Origin of the sequence: Shinella sp. S4-D37 (assembly GCF_040812195.1) — a bacterium.
GTDB lineage: Bacteria > Pseudomonadota > Alphaproteobacteria > Rhizobiales > Rhizobiaceae > Shinella.
The window spans coordinates 977,984-991,761 of record NZ_JBFNXL010000005.1 but is presented as its reverse complement, the minus strand read 5'-3'; the positions used below and the strand labels follow the sequence as shown (position 1 = coordinate 991,761).

Sequence of the window (13,778 nt, the reverse complement as noted above, 5' to 3'; positions counted from 1 at the left end):
TCTCACTTTCGGATCGCTTCGGATCACAACTTCCACCCGCGATCAATCGAATTGACGTGATGCTTTCATCAAAAATGCCGGAATGGGGCTCCGCGCGACCGTTCCGCGCGGAAATTTCGTCGAAATGTCACGTTTGAAAGCGCTTCAGGCGCTTTCCGGCGCGAGATTTCCGCGCGGGCCGGTTCCCGCGCCGCGCAGCTTCACGACGAAGATGACGAGGCCCGCCAGGAGCATCAGGGCCGCGAGCGCGAACGGCGCCCCGGCGAAGACGACCGGCGCCGACGGTCCCGTGAAATGGCTGAACACCTGGGTGAAGATCAGCGGCCCGATGATCGTCGTGATGCTGGAGACGCTGGTCAGCGCGCCCTGCAACTCGCCCTGGGCGGAGGGCGGCACGCGGGCGGAGGCGATCGAACGCAGCGGCGGATCGGCAAGGCTCTCGAGCGCCGTCAGGAGGATGACCGCATAGACCATCCAGCCCTGGTAGGACGCGGCATAGCCGGACAGGCCGAGCACGGAGAAGGAAAGCCCGACGACGGCCGTGCGGAACTCGCCGAGCCTCGGCACGACGCGCGGCAGCACGAAGGCCATGACGACCGCGCCGCCGACCCCGAAGACGCCGAGCGACAGGCCGATCTGCCCCTCGCTCCAGCCATAGCGCAACGCCGAGACGAAGGACCAGACGGAGGGATAGACGGCATGCGCCAGCCAGTAACAGAAGAAGACGAGGCCGATCCACAGGACGCCGGGATAGTTGCGCATCTGCAGGAGCGCGCCGAGCGGATTGGCGCGGGCAAGCTCGAACCGCCGGCGATGGGCCGTCTCCAGGCTTTCCGGCAGGAGGAAAAAGGCCGCGACGAAATTGAGGAAGGCCAGCACCGCCGCCCCGTAGAACGGGATGCGCGGGCCGAACTCGCCGAGAAGCCCGCCGATGACCGGGCCGAGCGCGAAGCCGGTGCCGAAGGCGATGCCCATCAGCCCGAAATTCTTCGCCCGCGTCTCCTCCGTCGAGACGTCGGCGATGTAGGCGGCGGCCGTGCCGAAGCTGGCGCCGCTGATGCCGGCCAGCACCCGGCCGACGAACAGCATCCAGTAGGAGGTCGCCAGCGCGCAGATGAGATTGTCGATGGCGAAGGTGAAGATGCAGGCGAGCAGCACCGGCCGCCGGCCGAAGCGATCGGAGAGATTGCCGATGAAGGGCGCGAAGAGGAACTGCATGCCGGCATAGACCAGCAGCAGCCAGCCGCCGTCGATCGCCGCCTGGCTGATGTCGTCGCCCGTCAGCTCGCGCAGATAGGTCGGCAGCACCGGCATGATGATGGCGATGCCGATCACGTCGAGGAACATGATCATGAAGACGAGAAGGAGCCCGCGCCGGGTGGACCTGGCATCGATCATGGTTTCACCCTTGGTAAGGATAGCGCCCGGCATGCGCGGGCGAAAATGTCAGGCGAGGACTTCTATTTCACTTCTGCCCATGAAACAATCCGTGAACATCGCAAATTTTTTGATGGATCGGTTGCGATGCGCTGATGAAAGCCCTCATTCCGGCCAGGGATGCGCCTTCACGAAATCGACGAAGGCCCGCAGCGGCGCGGGCATCAGGGTGCGGCTCGGATAGTAGAGGAAGGGGCCGGAAAACGTCTGGATCCAGTCGGGCATGACGACCTGCAGCGCGCCGGAGGCAAGGGCCGGCGCCAGGAACTCCTCGAAGGTGCAGACCAGGCCGAGGCCGGCCGCGGCGGCGTGCTGCTCCACCTCGTTCGATTCGGAGATGAGGCAGGCCGGCGGCATCAGCGAGACCCTCTCCTCGCCGCGCTCGAAGGCCCAGGGCAGCACATGGCCGCTGGCGAAACGGTGCAGGATGCAGCGGTGCCGCATCAGGTCGCGCGGATGCTCCGGCGCCCCATGCGCCTCGATATAGGATGGTGCGGCGGCCACGACGAAACGCTGGCGGCGCGGGCCGATCGGCACGGCGATCATGTCCTGGTGTAGCGCCTCCTCGTAGCGGATGCCGGCGTCGAAACCCTCCGCCAGCACGTCCACCAGCGCGTCGTTGGAGGCGACCTCCAGCGTGATGCCGGGATAGGCCGTGAGGAAGGGCGTGGCGATCGGCGGCAGCACGAAGCGCGCGACGATGCCCGGCACGTTCAGCCGGAGACGGCCGACCGGCCGGTCGCGCAGGCTGTTCACGCCGTCGATCGCCGCCTCGACCTCGGCCAGCGCCGGCGCCAGCCGCTCCAGGAGGCGCGCGCCGGCATCCGTCAGCGTCACGCTGCGGGTCGTGCGGTTGAAGAGACGGAGATCGAGCCGTCCCTCCAGCCGCCGCATCGCCTCCGACAGCGCCGAGGCGGAGACGCCGCGCAGCTTGGCGGCGGCGCGGAAGCTCTTCACCCGGGCGATGGTGACGAAGGCGTCGAGATCGGCAAGGGGGACCTGGCTCATTGTTCGGAAAACCGCACGGCTTGTTCAGGAAAGATCGGATTATCGCACAAATGAGATGGCGGTAAAAGAGCATCGACCGAAAGGCAACGCACAGGAGAGACACCATGAAGACCACGCAACTCGGCAAGACCGGCCCCGTCGTTTCCACCATCGGGCTCGGCTGCATGGGCATGTCCGGCATGTACGGCCCGGCGGACAGGGCCGAAAGCATCGCCACCATCCACGCCGCGCTCGACGCCGGCATCACGCTTCTCGACACCGGCGACTTCTACGGCATGGGCCACAACGAGATGCTGATCGCCGAGGCGCTGAAGCAGCGCCGCCGCGAGGACGTGGTGCTCAGCGTGAAATTCGGCGCGCTGCGCGGGCCGGACGGCGCCTGGAGCGGCTACGATTCCCGCCCCGCGGCGATCCGCAACTTCCTCGCCTATTCCCTGCAGAGGCTCGGCACCGACCATATCGACATCTACCGCCCCTCCCGCCTCGATCCGGCGGTGCCGATCGAGGAGACGATGGGCGCGCTCGCCGATCTCGTGAAGGCCGGATACATCCGCCATGTCGGGCTGTCCGAAGTGGGATCGGAAACCATCCGCCGCGCCGCGGCCGTCCATCCGGTCTGCGACCTGCAGATCGAATATTCGCTGATCTCGCGCGGCATCGAGGACGACATCCTGCCGACCTGCCGGGCGCTCGGCATTCCCGTCACGGCCTATGGCGTCCTGTCGCGCGGCCTGATCAGCGGGCACTGGCAGAAGGGTGAAACGGCAGGCGGCGATTTTCGCTCCTTCAGCCCGCGTTTCCAGGAGGGCAATGTCGACACGAACCTGGCGCTCGTCGAGGCGCTGCGCCGCGTCGCGGACGAGAAGGGCGCGACCGTCGCCCAGCTCGCCATCGCCTGGGTCGCCGCGCAGGGCGCCGATATCGTGCCGCTTGTCGGCGCCCGCCGGCGTGATCGCCTCGCCGAGGCGCTGGGCGCGCAGCAGGTCGCCCTCACCGCGGCCGACCTCGCCGCCATCGAAGCCGCCCTGCCGAAGGACGCCGCCGCGGGCGAGCGCTACCCGGCCGCCATGCTGGCGCACATGGACAGCGAAAAGCGGGCCTGAGGCCGCAAGGCACGGGCCGCGCCGCGCGCGGCCCGTCAGGGACCTGTCAGCTTCGCCGTGAGAGAAGTGCCCCCAGGGGGCACGATTGTCATTCGCCGGTAACGATGGAAGGCAAGAAGCGTGCTTCCGGCCGCCCTTCTCCTTTGGGTGAAGGTGGTGCACCGGCCGTTCTTCTGGCAACTGCGCGGCAATCTGGCGATCGCCGTGCCGCTGCTTGCGGTCGCGCTCTCCATCACGCTGACGCACGCGACCAGATATGCCTCGATCGTCGAGGAGGACCTCAAGATCGCCGACGGCGGCAATGCCGCCGGCGCTTCCGTCATACGTCGCCCTTGAACGTGTCGCAGGCGTCGACCCGGCCGGTGTCGAAGCCGCGCTTGAACCAGCGGCGGCGCTGCTCGGACGTGCCGTGGTTGAAGCTTTCCGGCACGACATAGCCCTGCATGCGCTTCTGCAGCGTGTCGTCGCCGATCTGGGTGGCGGCGTTCAGCGCCTCCTGCAGGTCGCCGCGCTCCAGAAGGCCCTTCTGCTCGGTATACTTGCCCCAGATGCCGGCATAGCAGTCGGCCTGAAGCTCGACGCGGATCGACATCTGGTTGGCCTCCACCTCGCTCATGCGCTGGCGCTGCTGGTTGAAGCGCGGCAAAACGCCGGTGAGGTTCTGCACATGGTGGCCGACCTCGTGGGCGACGACATAGGCCTGCGCGAAGTCGCCGGAGGCGTCGAACTTGCCGGCGAGTTCGTCGAAGAAGCTCATGTCGAGATAGACCTTGCGGTCTCCCGGGCAGTAGAACGGGCCGGAGGCTGCGGAGGCGAAACCGCAGGCCGATTGCACGGAGCCGGAGAAGAGCACCATCTTCGGCTCCTCGTAGCGTTCGCCGGCCGCCTGGAAGATGCCGTTCCAGGTGTCTTCCGTCTCGGCGAGCACGGTCGCCATGAAAGCCTTGGTCTCCTCCTCCTGCGGGGAGGCGCGGCGGCTTGCGCTCTCGGTCTGCTCGAAGCCCGGCATGCTGACCTGCCCGCCGCCCTCGCCCATCACCTGCAACAGGTCGATGCCCATCGCCTTGAAGACGAAATAGATGACGACGAGGAAGATGATGGTGCCGATGCTCATGCCGCCGCCGGCGCGGCGTCCGCCGCCCATCGGAATGCGGAAACCGCCATTGCCGCGGCCGAACGGATTGCTGCCTCCCGCCGAGCGACCGGCTCCGCGCTGGTCCTCGATATTGCCCGACTGGCGACGACCTTTCCATTCCATGGCGCATTTCCCCGAATTGATTGCCGACGAACGCTCACCGCATGAATTCGTTCCTCAGCAACGACTTATAGGGCCTGCCGCGCCGGCCCGCAACGACGCCGTCACCGATCTTCCCGGCCCAGCCCCTCCTGCGCCACCGCCGCCTCCAGCCAGGCCGAGAAGGCGGCCATGGCGGGGGTGACGCTGCGCGATTGCAGGCGGGTCAGCCAGTAGCTGCCGAGCGCAAGGCTGGTCTCGAACGGCTGGACGACGGCGCCGGCCGCCAGAAGGCGCGAGAACATCAGCGGCGGGGCGAGGCCGACGCCGGCGCCCTGCAGCACGGCCTCCATCATGGCGAGCGAGGTGTCGAAGACGATGGCGTTCTGCGGCGGCGGCGTGCGCGGCAGGCCGGCGGCCTCGAACCAGCGGGTCCACTCGTCGCGCCGGTACGAGCGCAGCAGCGTCAGGCCGAGCAGGTCGGCGGGCTCGGCAAGGCCGCGCGCGACGGTGGGCGTGGCGAGCACGGAGAGCGGCGCATCGAAGAGGCGCACCGCATCCGTGCCGTGCCAGGCGCCGGCGCCGAAGCGGATGGCGAAGTCGAGCCCCTCGGCGGCAAGGTCGACGCGGTTGTTGTTGGTCGAAAGCCGCACCTCGACGAAGGGATGGCGCTCGCGGAAGGCGGCAAGGCGCGGCAGGAGCCAGCCGACGGCGAAGGTGCCGACGGCCCCGACCGTCAGGATCTCCCGCACATGGCCGCCGCGAAAACGCTCCACCGCATCGGCCATGCGGTCGAAGCTGTCGCGCAGCACCGGCATGAGGCTCTCCCCCTCCGCCGTGATCATCAGCCCGCGCGGCAGGCGCTTGAAGAGCACGACGTTCAACTGCTCCTCCAGGCTCTTGACCTGATGGCTGACCGCCGCCTGCGTGACATTGAGCTCGATCGCCGCCCGCGTGAAGCTGAGATGGCGGGCGGAGGCCTCGAAGGCGCGGAAGGCGTTTAGCGGCAGATATGGCCGAACCATGGCAAAGCCCCAGTTTTTCTAATGCGTGAGACCAATATTGATCTTTTGCCAGCGCATCAAGCCATGGCTATGGATAATGCACAAACCGTTCAAAATCCGAGGAAAACGTGATGAGCATACGTCTTTTCACGGCCGGCGTCCTGCTGGCCGCAGGCTTCGGCATGCCGGCCGAAGCCCGCATTATTTGTACGATCGTCGCCGATGCGGCGAGCGATGAGGTCATCCTGGAAAAGGGCGATTGCGAAAGCCGCGCGACGCCCGCCTCCACCTTCAAGGTGCCGCTCGCCGTGATGGGCTACGATTCCGGCTTCCTGGAAGACGCGAAGGAACCGGTTCTGCCCTTCCTGAAGGGCTATCCGGACTGGGGCGGCGAGGCCTGGCGCCAACCGGCGACGCCAGAGCGCTGGATGGAATTTTCCATCGTCTGGTATTCGCAGCGCATCACCGAATTCCTCGGCTACGAGCAGCTTCGCGACTATGCCGAGGCCTTCGGCTACGGCAATGCCGACATGACGGGCGATCCGGGCAAGGACAACGGGCTGGAGCGCGCCTGGATCGCCTCCTCGCTGAAGGTCTCGCCGCGCGAGCAGGTGGCGTTCCTGAAGAAGCTGGTGAACCACGACCTGCCGGTCTCCGCCGACGCCATGGACCGGGCGATGGCGATCCTCGAACGGCACGAACTTGCGGACGGCTGGGGCGCGCAGGGCAAGACGGGCATGGCCTATCCCCGCAAGGCCGACGGCGATTTCGACTATGCCCGGCCGTGGGGCTGGTATGTCGGCTGGGCCCGCCGCGACGACCGCACCGTCGTCTTCGCCCGGCTCGTCCAGGACGAGAAGAAAGAGCAGCCGCGCACGAGCCTGCGCGCGCGGGACAGCATCCTGAAGGAACTGCCGGGGCTTCTGGCAACGGAGTGAATGGGCGGCAGGGCACAGCCCCTCACCTGCCTGCCGGCATCCTCTCCCCGCAAGCGGGGCGAGGAGCGATGGGCGCGCCGTTCTGCTCCTTCTCCCCGCTTGCGGGGAGAAGGTCCCGGCAGGGGGCAAGCAACGCAACCTAGCGCCGGGGCACCATCCCGAGCCCCTTGCGGGCGAGGCCGGAGAGGTTGAGGGCCAGCTTGCGGCGGAAGACCGGCGATGCGCCGAGGAGGCGCAGGACGAGGTTGCGCAGGATACGGCCGGGAAAGCTGCGCACGGTCGCGATCCGCGTCAGGCGGCCGGCAAGCTCCAGCACCTCGGCCGCGGCGGGGCGGCGCTTCTCCTCGTAAAGGTCGAGCGTCGCGTCCGGCGCCCCGCCGGCGATGACGTCCGCCAGCAACTGTCCGAGCACGACGGCATCGACAAGCCCCGTATTCATGCCCTGCCCGCCGGCGGGGCTGTGCACATGGGCGGCATCGCCCATGACGAAGAACGGGCCCGAGCGATAGCGCGCGGCGACACGGTGATGCACGCGAAAGCGCGAACTCCACAGGACATCGCGGACACGGGCCGGGGCCTTGCGCGGGCCGCGGGCATCGAGCAGCGCCTGCACGAAAGCCGCATCCGGCGCTTCCGGCGCATCCTCGACGGGCGCCACGATGCGATAGCGACCGCCGGGCAGCGGCGCGACGACGCCCATGCCCTCCGGCGAGAAGAACAGCGTCACCTCGGTACTGAGGGGCCAGTCCATATGGACGTCGGCGAGAACGAAGGAACCGGCATGGCTCTCGCCGTCGAAGGCGATGCCGGCGGCCTCGCGCACGATGCTGTGCATGCCGTCGCCGCCGACGACATAGCGGGCGCGGACCGCCCGCTCCCCCTCCGGCGTGTCGAGATGGACCACCGCCCCCTCCGCGTCGCGCTCGACCCGCGTCGCCGTGACGCCGCGCGCAACGGTGCCGCCGAGGCTCGCCAGCCGGTCGGCAAGGATGGCCTCCGTCTCGTCCTGCGGGATCATCAGAATCTGGGCATAGCGCGAGGGCAAGGTCGAGAAGTCGAGCTCCAGCAACGCCCGGTCATGGTCGCGCAGGGCGAAGCGGGTGAGCGGCAGCCCGCGGCGCTCCAGGTCGTCGGTGACGCCGAGCCGTTCCAGCACCTCCAGCGTATGGGCATGGATGACCGCGGCGCGCGAAGTGTTCTGGCCGGCCTGAAGGCGGTCGACGATGACGGGGCGCGCACCCGCCTGTTGCAGGGTGACGGCCAGCGCAAGGCCCGTCGGCCCTGCTCCGACGATCAGCACATCGGTTTCCTGCGGTATCATGGCTCAGGCTCCAGAAATCAACATGTGTTGACTTTTATGCCCAGCGCTTGAATTTGTCAACACGCGTTGGCATTTTCAGGCAATGACCGATTCTCCCGCACGGAAAACCAAGTCCGACCGCACCCGCGAGGCCATTCTCGAAGCCGCGCGGCTGCTCTTTGCGCAGAAGGGCTATGACGGCACGACGGTGCGCGACATCGCCGCCGCCGCGGCGATCGACCCGGCCATGGTGATCCGCTATTTCGGCGGCAAGGACACGCTGTTCGCCCGCGCCGCGGATATCGACCTGCGGCTGCCCGACCTTGCCGCCCTTCCCCGCGATGCGGTGGGCGAGGCGCTTGTGCGGCATTTCCTGGCCATATGGGAGGGTGGGGGCGACGCCACCGCCCTGCCGATCGCCCTGCGCTCGGCCGCCTCGAACGAGCTGGCCGCCGCGCGGCTGCGCGAGATCTTCGCCACCCAGGTCGCCCCCGCCATCGCGCGGCTCGCCGGGCCGGACACGCCCGCCGTCGCCGGCCTCGTGGCGACGCAGATCCTCGGCCTTGCCTTCACCCGCTACGTGCTGAAGCTGCCGCCCGTCGTGGCGCTGCCGCACGAGCGGCTGGTCGCGGAGGTCGGCCGCTCGATCCAGGCCTATATCGACGGCGCGCGACCTTGAGGCCGCCCGCGCGAAGGGCCGGCATATTTCCTGTCGATTGCTCCATTTTCGGGGTTCCGCTCGCCCGCGCATATGCCTATAAGCCGCTTCTAGCCTTGAAAGACCTTTTTTGCGCGCCCGGCCGGTGAACCCATCACCATGGCCGGTTTTTCGCGCACGCGGATAGATCGGATAGAGAGATGCCCAAGCGCCAAGATTTGAAATCCATCCTCATCATCGGCGCGGGGCCGATCGTCATCGGGCAGGCCTGCGAATTCGACTATTCCGGCACCCAGGCCTGCAAGGCGCTGAAGGAGGAAGGCTACCGCGTCATCCTCGTCAACTCCAACCCGGCGACGATCATGACCGACCCGGGCCTTGCCGACGCGACCTATGTCGAGCCGATCACGCCGGAAGTCGTCGCAAAGATCATCGCCAAGGAGCGGCCGGACGCGCTGCTGCCGACCATGGGCGGCCAGACGGCGCTCAACACCGCGCTCTCCTTGAAGCGCATGGGCGTGCTCGACCGCTACAATGTCGAGATGATCGGGGCCAAGCCCGCCGCCATCGACATGGCCGAGGACCGCGCGCTGTTCCGCGAGGCCATGGCCCGCATCGGCCTCGAAACGCCGAAATCGCTGCTCGCCAACGCCACCGAGATCAAGGACCAGGACCGCAAGGTTCATGAAGTCCAGCGCGCGAAGCTCAAGGCCGAGCTTTCCGGCGACGCGCTCGACAAGGCGCTGGACGAGCTGGAAAACCAGTGGAACCTCGGCGAGACCGACCGCAAGCAGCGCTACATGAGCCACGCCATGGCCATCGGCGCGCAGGCGCTCGATGTTATCGGCCTGCCCGCCATCATCCGCCCGTCCTTCACGCTCGGCGGCACCGGCGGCGGCATCGCCTACAACCGCTCGGAATTCTTCGAGATCGTCAATTCCGGCCTCGACGCCTCGCCGACCACGGAAGTGCTGATCGAAGAGTCCGTTCTCGGCTGGAAGGAATACGAGATGGAGGTCGTCCGCGACAAGGCGGACAACTGCATCATCATCTGCTCGATCGAGAACATCGACCCGATGGGCGTGCACACGGGCGATTCGATCACGGTCGCCCCTGCCCTGACCCTGACGGACAAGGAATACCAGATCATGCGCAACGCCTCGATCGCGGTGCTGCGCGAGATCGGGGTGGAGACCGGCGGCTCGAACGTGCAGTTCGCCGTAAACCCCGAGAACGGCCGCCTCGTCGTCATCGAGATGAACCCGCGCGTCTCGCGCTCCTCCGCGCTCGCCTCCAAGGCGACCGGCTTTCCCATCGCCAAGATCGCCGCCAAGCTCGCCATCGGCTACACGCTGGACGAACTGGAGAACGACATCACCGGCGGCGCGACCCCGGCCTCGTTCGAGCCGTCCATCGACTACGTGGTCACCAAGATCCCGCGCTTCGCCTTCGAGAAATTCCCCGGCGCAGAGCCGACGCTGACCACCGCCATGAAGTCGGTCGGCGAGGTCATGGCCATCGGCCGCACCTTCGCAGAATCGCTGCAGAAGGCGCTGCGCGGCCTGGAAACGGGCCTCACCGGCCTCGACGAGATCGAGATTCCCGGCCTCGTTGACGGCAACGACAAGAACGCCATCCGCGCCGCGATCTCCACGCCGACGCCGGACCGCCTGCGCATGGTCGCCCAGGCGCTGCGCCACGGCCTGACGCTGGAAGAGGTGCACGAGGGCTCGAAGATTGACCCGTGGTTCCTCGAACAGTTCATGGCCATCGTCGACATGGAAGCCCGCATCCGCGAGCACGGCCTGCCTGAGGACGCTGAAAACCTCCGCATGCTGAAGGCCATGGGCTTTTCCGACGCGCGCCTCGCCACGCTTTCCGGCAAGCGCCCGAAGGAAGTCGCCGAACTGCGCAACGGCCTCAATGTCCGCCCGGTCTTCAAGCGCATCGACACCTGCGCCGCCGAATTCGCCTCGCCGACCGCCTACATGTACTCGACCTACGAGACGCCGTTCGCGGGCATCGCGCGCTCGGAAGCCGGCATTTCGGATCGCAAGAAGGTCGTCATCCTCGGCGGCGGCCCGAACCGCATCGGCCAGGGCATCGAGTTCGACTATTGCTGCTGCCATGCCGCCTTCGCGCTGAAGGATGCCGGCTATGAGGCGATCATGGTCAACTGCAACCCGGAAACCGTCTCGACCGACTACGACACCTCCGACCGGCTCTATTTCGAGCCGCTGACGGCCGAGGACGTCATCGAGATCCTGAAGGCCGAGCAGACCAACGGCGAAGTCGTCGGCGTCATCGTGCAGTTCGGCGGCCAGACGCCGCTGAAGCTCGCCGAAGCGCTGGAGAAGAACGGCATCCCGATCCTCGGCACCGCGCCCGACATGATCGACCTTGCCGAGGACCGCGACCGCTTCCAGAAGCTTCTCCAGAAGCTCGACCTCGCCCAGCCGAACAACGGCATCGCCTATTCGGTCGAGCAGTCGCGCCTCGTCGCGGCCGAGATCGGCTTCCCGCTGGTCGTGCGCCCGTCCTACGTGCTCGGCGGGCGCGCCATGCAGATCATCCATTCGGAAGGCCAGCTCCAGACCTACCTGCTCGACACCGTGCCGGAACTGGTGCCGGAGGATATCAAGCAGCGTTACCCGAACGACAAGACCGGCCAGATCAACACGCTGCTCGGCAAGAACCCGCTGCTCTTCGACAGCTACCTGTCGAACGCGGTCGAGGTCGACGTCGATGCGCTGTGCGACGGCAAGGACGTCTTCGTCTCTGGCATCATGGAGCATATCGAGGAAGCCGGCATCCATTCGGGCGATAGCGCCTGCTCGCTGCCGGTCCACACGCTGTCGAACGAGATCGTCGACGAACTGGAGCGCCAGACGAAGGCGCTCGCCAAGGCGCTGAATGTCGGCGGCCTGATGAACGTGCAATACGCCATCAAGGACGGCACGATCTACGTTCTCGAAGTGAACCCGCGCGCCTCGCGCACGGTGCCCTTCGTCGCGAAAACCATCGGCGCGCCGATCGCCAAGATCGCCGCCCGCGTCATGACCGGCGAGAGCCTCGATGCGGCGATTGCCGCCTATGGCGCGAAGCCCGACCCGCGCAACCTGAAGCACATCGCCGTCAAGGAAGCCGTCTTCCCCTTCGCCCGCTTCCCTGGCGTCGATACGCTGCTCGGCCCTGAAATGCGCTCGACCGGCGAGGTCATCGGCCTCGACACCGATTTCGCGCTCGCCTTCGCCAAGTCCCAGCTCGGCGCCGGCGTCGACCTGCCGCGCGAAGGCACGGTCTTCGTCTCCGTGCGCGACGAGGACAAGGAACGCGTGCTGACCGCCGTGCGCCTCCTGACCGAGATCGGCTTCAAGGTCATGGCGACCTCGGGCACCGCCCGCTTCCTCGCCGAAAAGGGCATCGAGGCGATCAAGGTCAACAAGGTGCAGGAAGGCCGCCCGCATGTCGAGGACGCCATCCGCAACCGCCAGGTCAGCCTCGTCATCAACACGACGGACGGCAACAAGGCGATCTCGGATTCGAAATCGCTGCGCCGCGCCGCGCTGATGCAGAAGGTGCCCTATTACACGACCATGGCCGGCGCGCTCGCCGCCGCCCAGGCGATCAGGGCGCTGAAGCAGGGCCAACTCGAAGTGCGGCCGTTGCAGTCCTATTTCTAAAATTGAATTGCCGAAATATCGAAAGCCGGGCGGCCCCACCGTCCGGCTTTTTCATGCTCAATACCCGCCGATGATCGGCAGCACCTCGCCGGTGATGTAGCTGGAGCATTGCGGCGAGGCGAGGAAGACATAGGCGGGCGCCAGTTCCTCCGGCTGGGCGGGGCGCTTCATCGGCGTGTTGGCGCCGAATTTCGCGACGTCCTCCGCCTCCTTGTCCGAGGGGTTGAGCGGCGTCCAGACCGGCCCCGGCGCCACCGCGTTGACGCGGATGCCGCGCGGCACGAGCTGCCCGGCCAGCGAGCGGGTGAAGGCGTGGATGCCGCCTTTGGTCGTCGAATAGTCGAGGAGGTCCTTGGAGCCTTCGAGGCCGGTGACGGAACCGGTATTGATGATCGCCGAGCCCGGCTCCAGATGCGGCACCGCCGCCTGCGCCATGAAGAAATAGCCGTAGAGATTGGTCTTCAGCGTCTCGTCGAAATGCTCTTCCGAAAGGTCGAGGATATCCTTGCTGTGCACCTGGAAGGCGGCGTTGTTGACGAGAATGTCGAGCCGCCCGAGATCGCGGACGACGCATTTCACCGTCTGCCGGCAGAAGCCCTTGTCCTTGACGTCGCCGGCAAAGGCGATGCAGCGCCGGCCCTCGGCTTCCACGGCGGCGATTGTGTCCTTCGCGTCCAGCCCTTCCGCCAGATGGCAGATCGCGATGTCCGCCCCCTCGCGCGCGAACAGCACGGCGACCGCCCGGCCGATGCCGGAATCGCCGCCGGTGATCAGCGCCACCTTGCCCTTCAGCTTCTCCGACCCCTTGTAGAAGGGCGCATCGTACATCGGGGCGGGATCGAGCCTGGCCTCATGACCGGGTTTCGGCTGGTGCTGCTTGGGAAAGGGCGGCACGGGATAGAGGCGCGCGCCGGCCTGCATGGCCTCCGGCTTCCCGCCGTCGCCCTTGCGGTCGGCCTTGGCCACCTCGTCTTGGATATCGCGCTGTTTTTCCGCCGTGCGGGCGGATTGGCTGCGGCTCATCGTGGCCTCCTTCAAAGTTCGGTGGGGCGGATATTGTCAACGCGCACGGTGCCGGCGACCACTTCCCGCGGGCCTTCGAGCGGATAGGACGGGTTAGTCTCGTCGACGACCGTGTAGAGCCTCTCGTTGCGGAAGGCGCTCGACGAGGCGGTCGAATTGCCGTCGGCCGGCAGCGCGTCGATCTCCAGATAATCGAGCTCGGCAGCGGCGGCAACGACCCGCGCATCGCCGCTGGAGCGGGCCCGCACCACGACCACGCCCTGGTTCGGCGCAAGGTCCCAGTTCGTGTCCGAGGCGGCGGCGACGGGCACGAGCCGGTAGAGCTTCAACTGCTCCGGATCGGAATAATCGGCGACGGGGCCTGTCGGCGCCGCGACGCCCGACGCCTGC

General features: G+C 67.1%; 12 protein-coding genes. 5 read left to right on the top strand and 7 right to left on the bottom strand.

The genetic code is table 11. The annotated features are described in order from the left end of the window. Positions 1–144: 144 nt before the first annotated feature. Entirely contained in the window at positions 145–1,398 is a 1,254-nt protein-coding gene (locus AB3G45_RS12290) for a TCR/Tet family MFS transporter (protein ID WP_367830823.1), read from the bottom strand. 144 nt (positions 1,399–1,542) lie between these two features. Further along, positions 1,543–2,445 (bottom strand): LysR family transcriptional regulator, encoded by a 903-nt coding sequence (locus AB3G45_RS12285; RefSeq protein ID WP_367830822.1) that lies wholly within the window; start codon positions 2,443–2,445, stop codon positions 1,543–1,545. 104 nt (positions 2,446–2,549) lie between these two features. On the opposite strand from AB3G45_RS12285, the gene AB3G45_RS12280 reads away from it, so the two are divergent. Together AB3G45_RS12280 and AB3G45_RS12275 are read left to right on the top strand one after the other, a co-directional pair. Then, the gene (locus AB3G45_RS12280; protein ID WP_367830821.1) at positions 2,550–3,548 is read left to right on the top strand and encodes an aldo/keto reductase; all 999 of its coding nucleotides are present in this window, start codon (positions 2,550–2,552) and stop codon (positions 3,546–3,548) included. A gap of 120 nt (positions 3,549–3,668) precedes the next feature. Then, positions 3,669–3,884 (top strand): hypothetical protein, encoded by a 216-nt coding sequence (locus AB3G45_RS12275; protein ID WP_367830820.1) that lies wholly within the window; start codon positions 3,669–3,671, stop codon positions 3,882–3,884. Here AB3G45_RS12275 and AB3G45_RS12270 read toward each other — a convergent pair. Together AB3G45_RS12270 and AB3G45_RS12265 are read right to left on the bottom strand one after the other, a co-directional pair. Continuing rightward, positions 3,868–4,806, bottom strand: coding sequence for a neutral zinc metallopeptidase (locus AB3G45_RS12270; protein ID WP_367830819.1), 939 nt, complete (start codon positions 4,804–4,806; stop codon positions 3,868–3,870). The genes AB3G45_RS12275 and AB3G45_RS12270 overlap by 17 nt on opposite strands. A 101-nt stretch (positions 4,807–4,907) precedes the next feature. Then, positions 4,908–5,807 (bottom strand): LysR family transcriptional regulator, encoded by a 900-nt coding sequence (locus AB3G45_RS12265; protein WP_367830818.1) that lies wholly within the window; start codon positions 5,805–5,807, stop codon positions 4,908–4,910. A 110-nt stretch (positions 5,808–5,917) separates the two neighbouring features. Here AB3G45_RS12265 and blaOXA point away from each other — a divergent pair, with 110 nt between their 5' ends. After that, positions 5,918–6,724: a class D beta-lactamase gene (gene blaOXA, locus AB3G45_RS12260; protein WP_367830817.1), complete on the top strand. Its 807-nt coding sequence runs from the start codon at positions 5,918–5,920 to the stop codon at positions 6,722–6,724. A 139-nt stretch (positions 6,725–6,863) separates the two neighbouring features. Here blaOXA and AB3G45_RS12255 read toward each other — a convergent pair whose 3' ends face one another. Further along, positions 6,864–8,045: an FAD-dependent oxidoreductase gene (locus tag AB3G45_RS12255; RefSeq protein ID WP_367830816.1), complete on the bottom strand. Its 1,182-nt coding sequence runs from the start codon at positions 8,043–8,045 to the stop codon at positions 6,864–6,866. A gap of 82 nt (positions 8,046–8,127) precedes the next feature. Here AB3G45_RS12255 and AB3G45_RS12250 point away from each other — a divergent pair, with 82 nt between their 5' ends. Then, complete coding sequence (locus AB3G45_RS12250) at positions 8,128–8,703, top strand: TetR family transcriptional regulator (RefSeq protein WP_367830815.1); 576 nt, start codon at positions 8,128–8,130, stop codon at positions 8,701–8,703. A gap of 179 nt (positions 8,704–8,882) precedes the next feature. Beyond that, positions 8,883–12,365 (top strand): carbamoyl-phosphate synthase large subunit, encoded by a 3,483-nt coding sequence (carB, locus tag AB3G45_RS12245; protein ID WP_367830814.1) that lies wholly within the window; start codon positions 8,883–8,885, stop codon positions 12,363–12,365. Positions 12,366–12,422: 57 nt separating this feature from the next. On the opposite strand, the gene AB3G45_RS12240 is transcribed toward carB, so the two are convergent. Together AB3G45_RS12240 and AB3G45_RS12235 are read right to left on the bottom strand one after the other, a co-directional pair. After that, complete coding sequence (locus AB3G45_RS12240) at positions 12,423–13,388, bottom strand: SDR family oxidoreductase (RefSeq protein WP_367830813.1); 966 nt, start codon at positions 13,386–13,388, stop codon at positions 12,423–12,425. A gap of 11 nt (positions 13,389–13,399) precedes the next feature. After that, positions 13,400–13,717 carry a hypothetical protein gene (locus tag AB3G45_RS12235; RefSeq protein WP_367833567.1) on the bottom strand — a complete coding sequence of 106 codons (318 nt, stop codon included), beginning with the start codon at positions 13,715–13,717 and terminating at the stop codon, positions 13,400–13,402. Between the last annotated feature and the right edge of the window lie 61 nt (positions 13,718–13,778).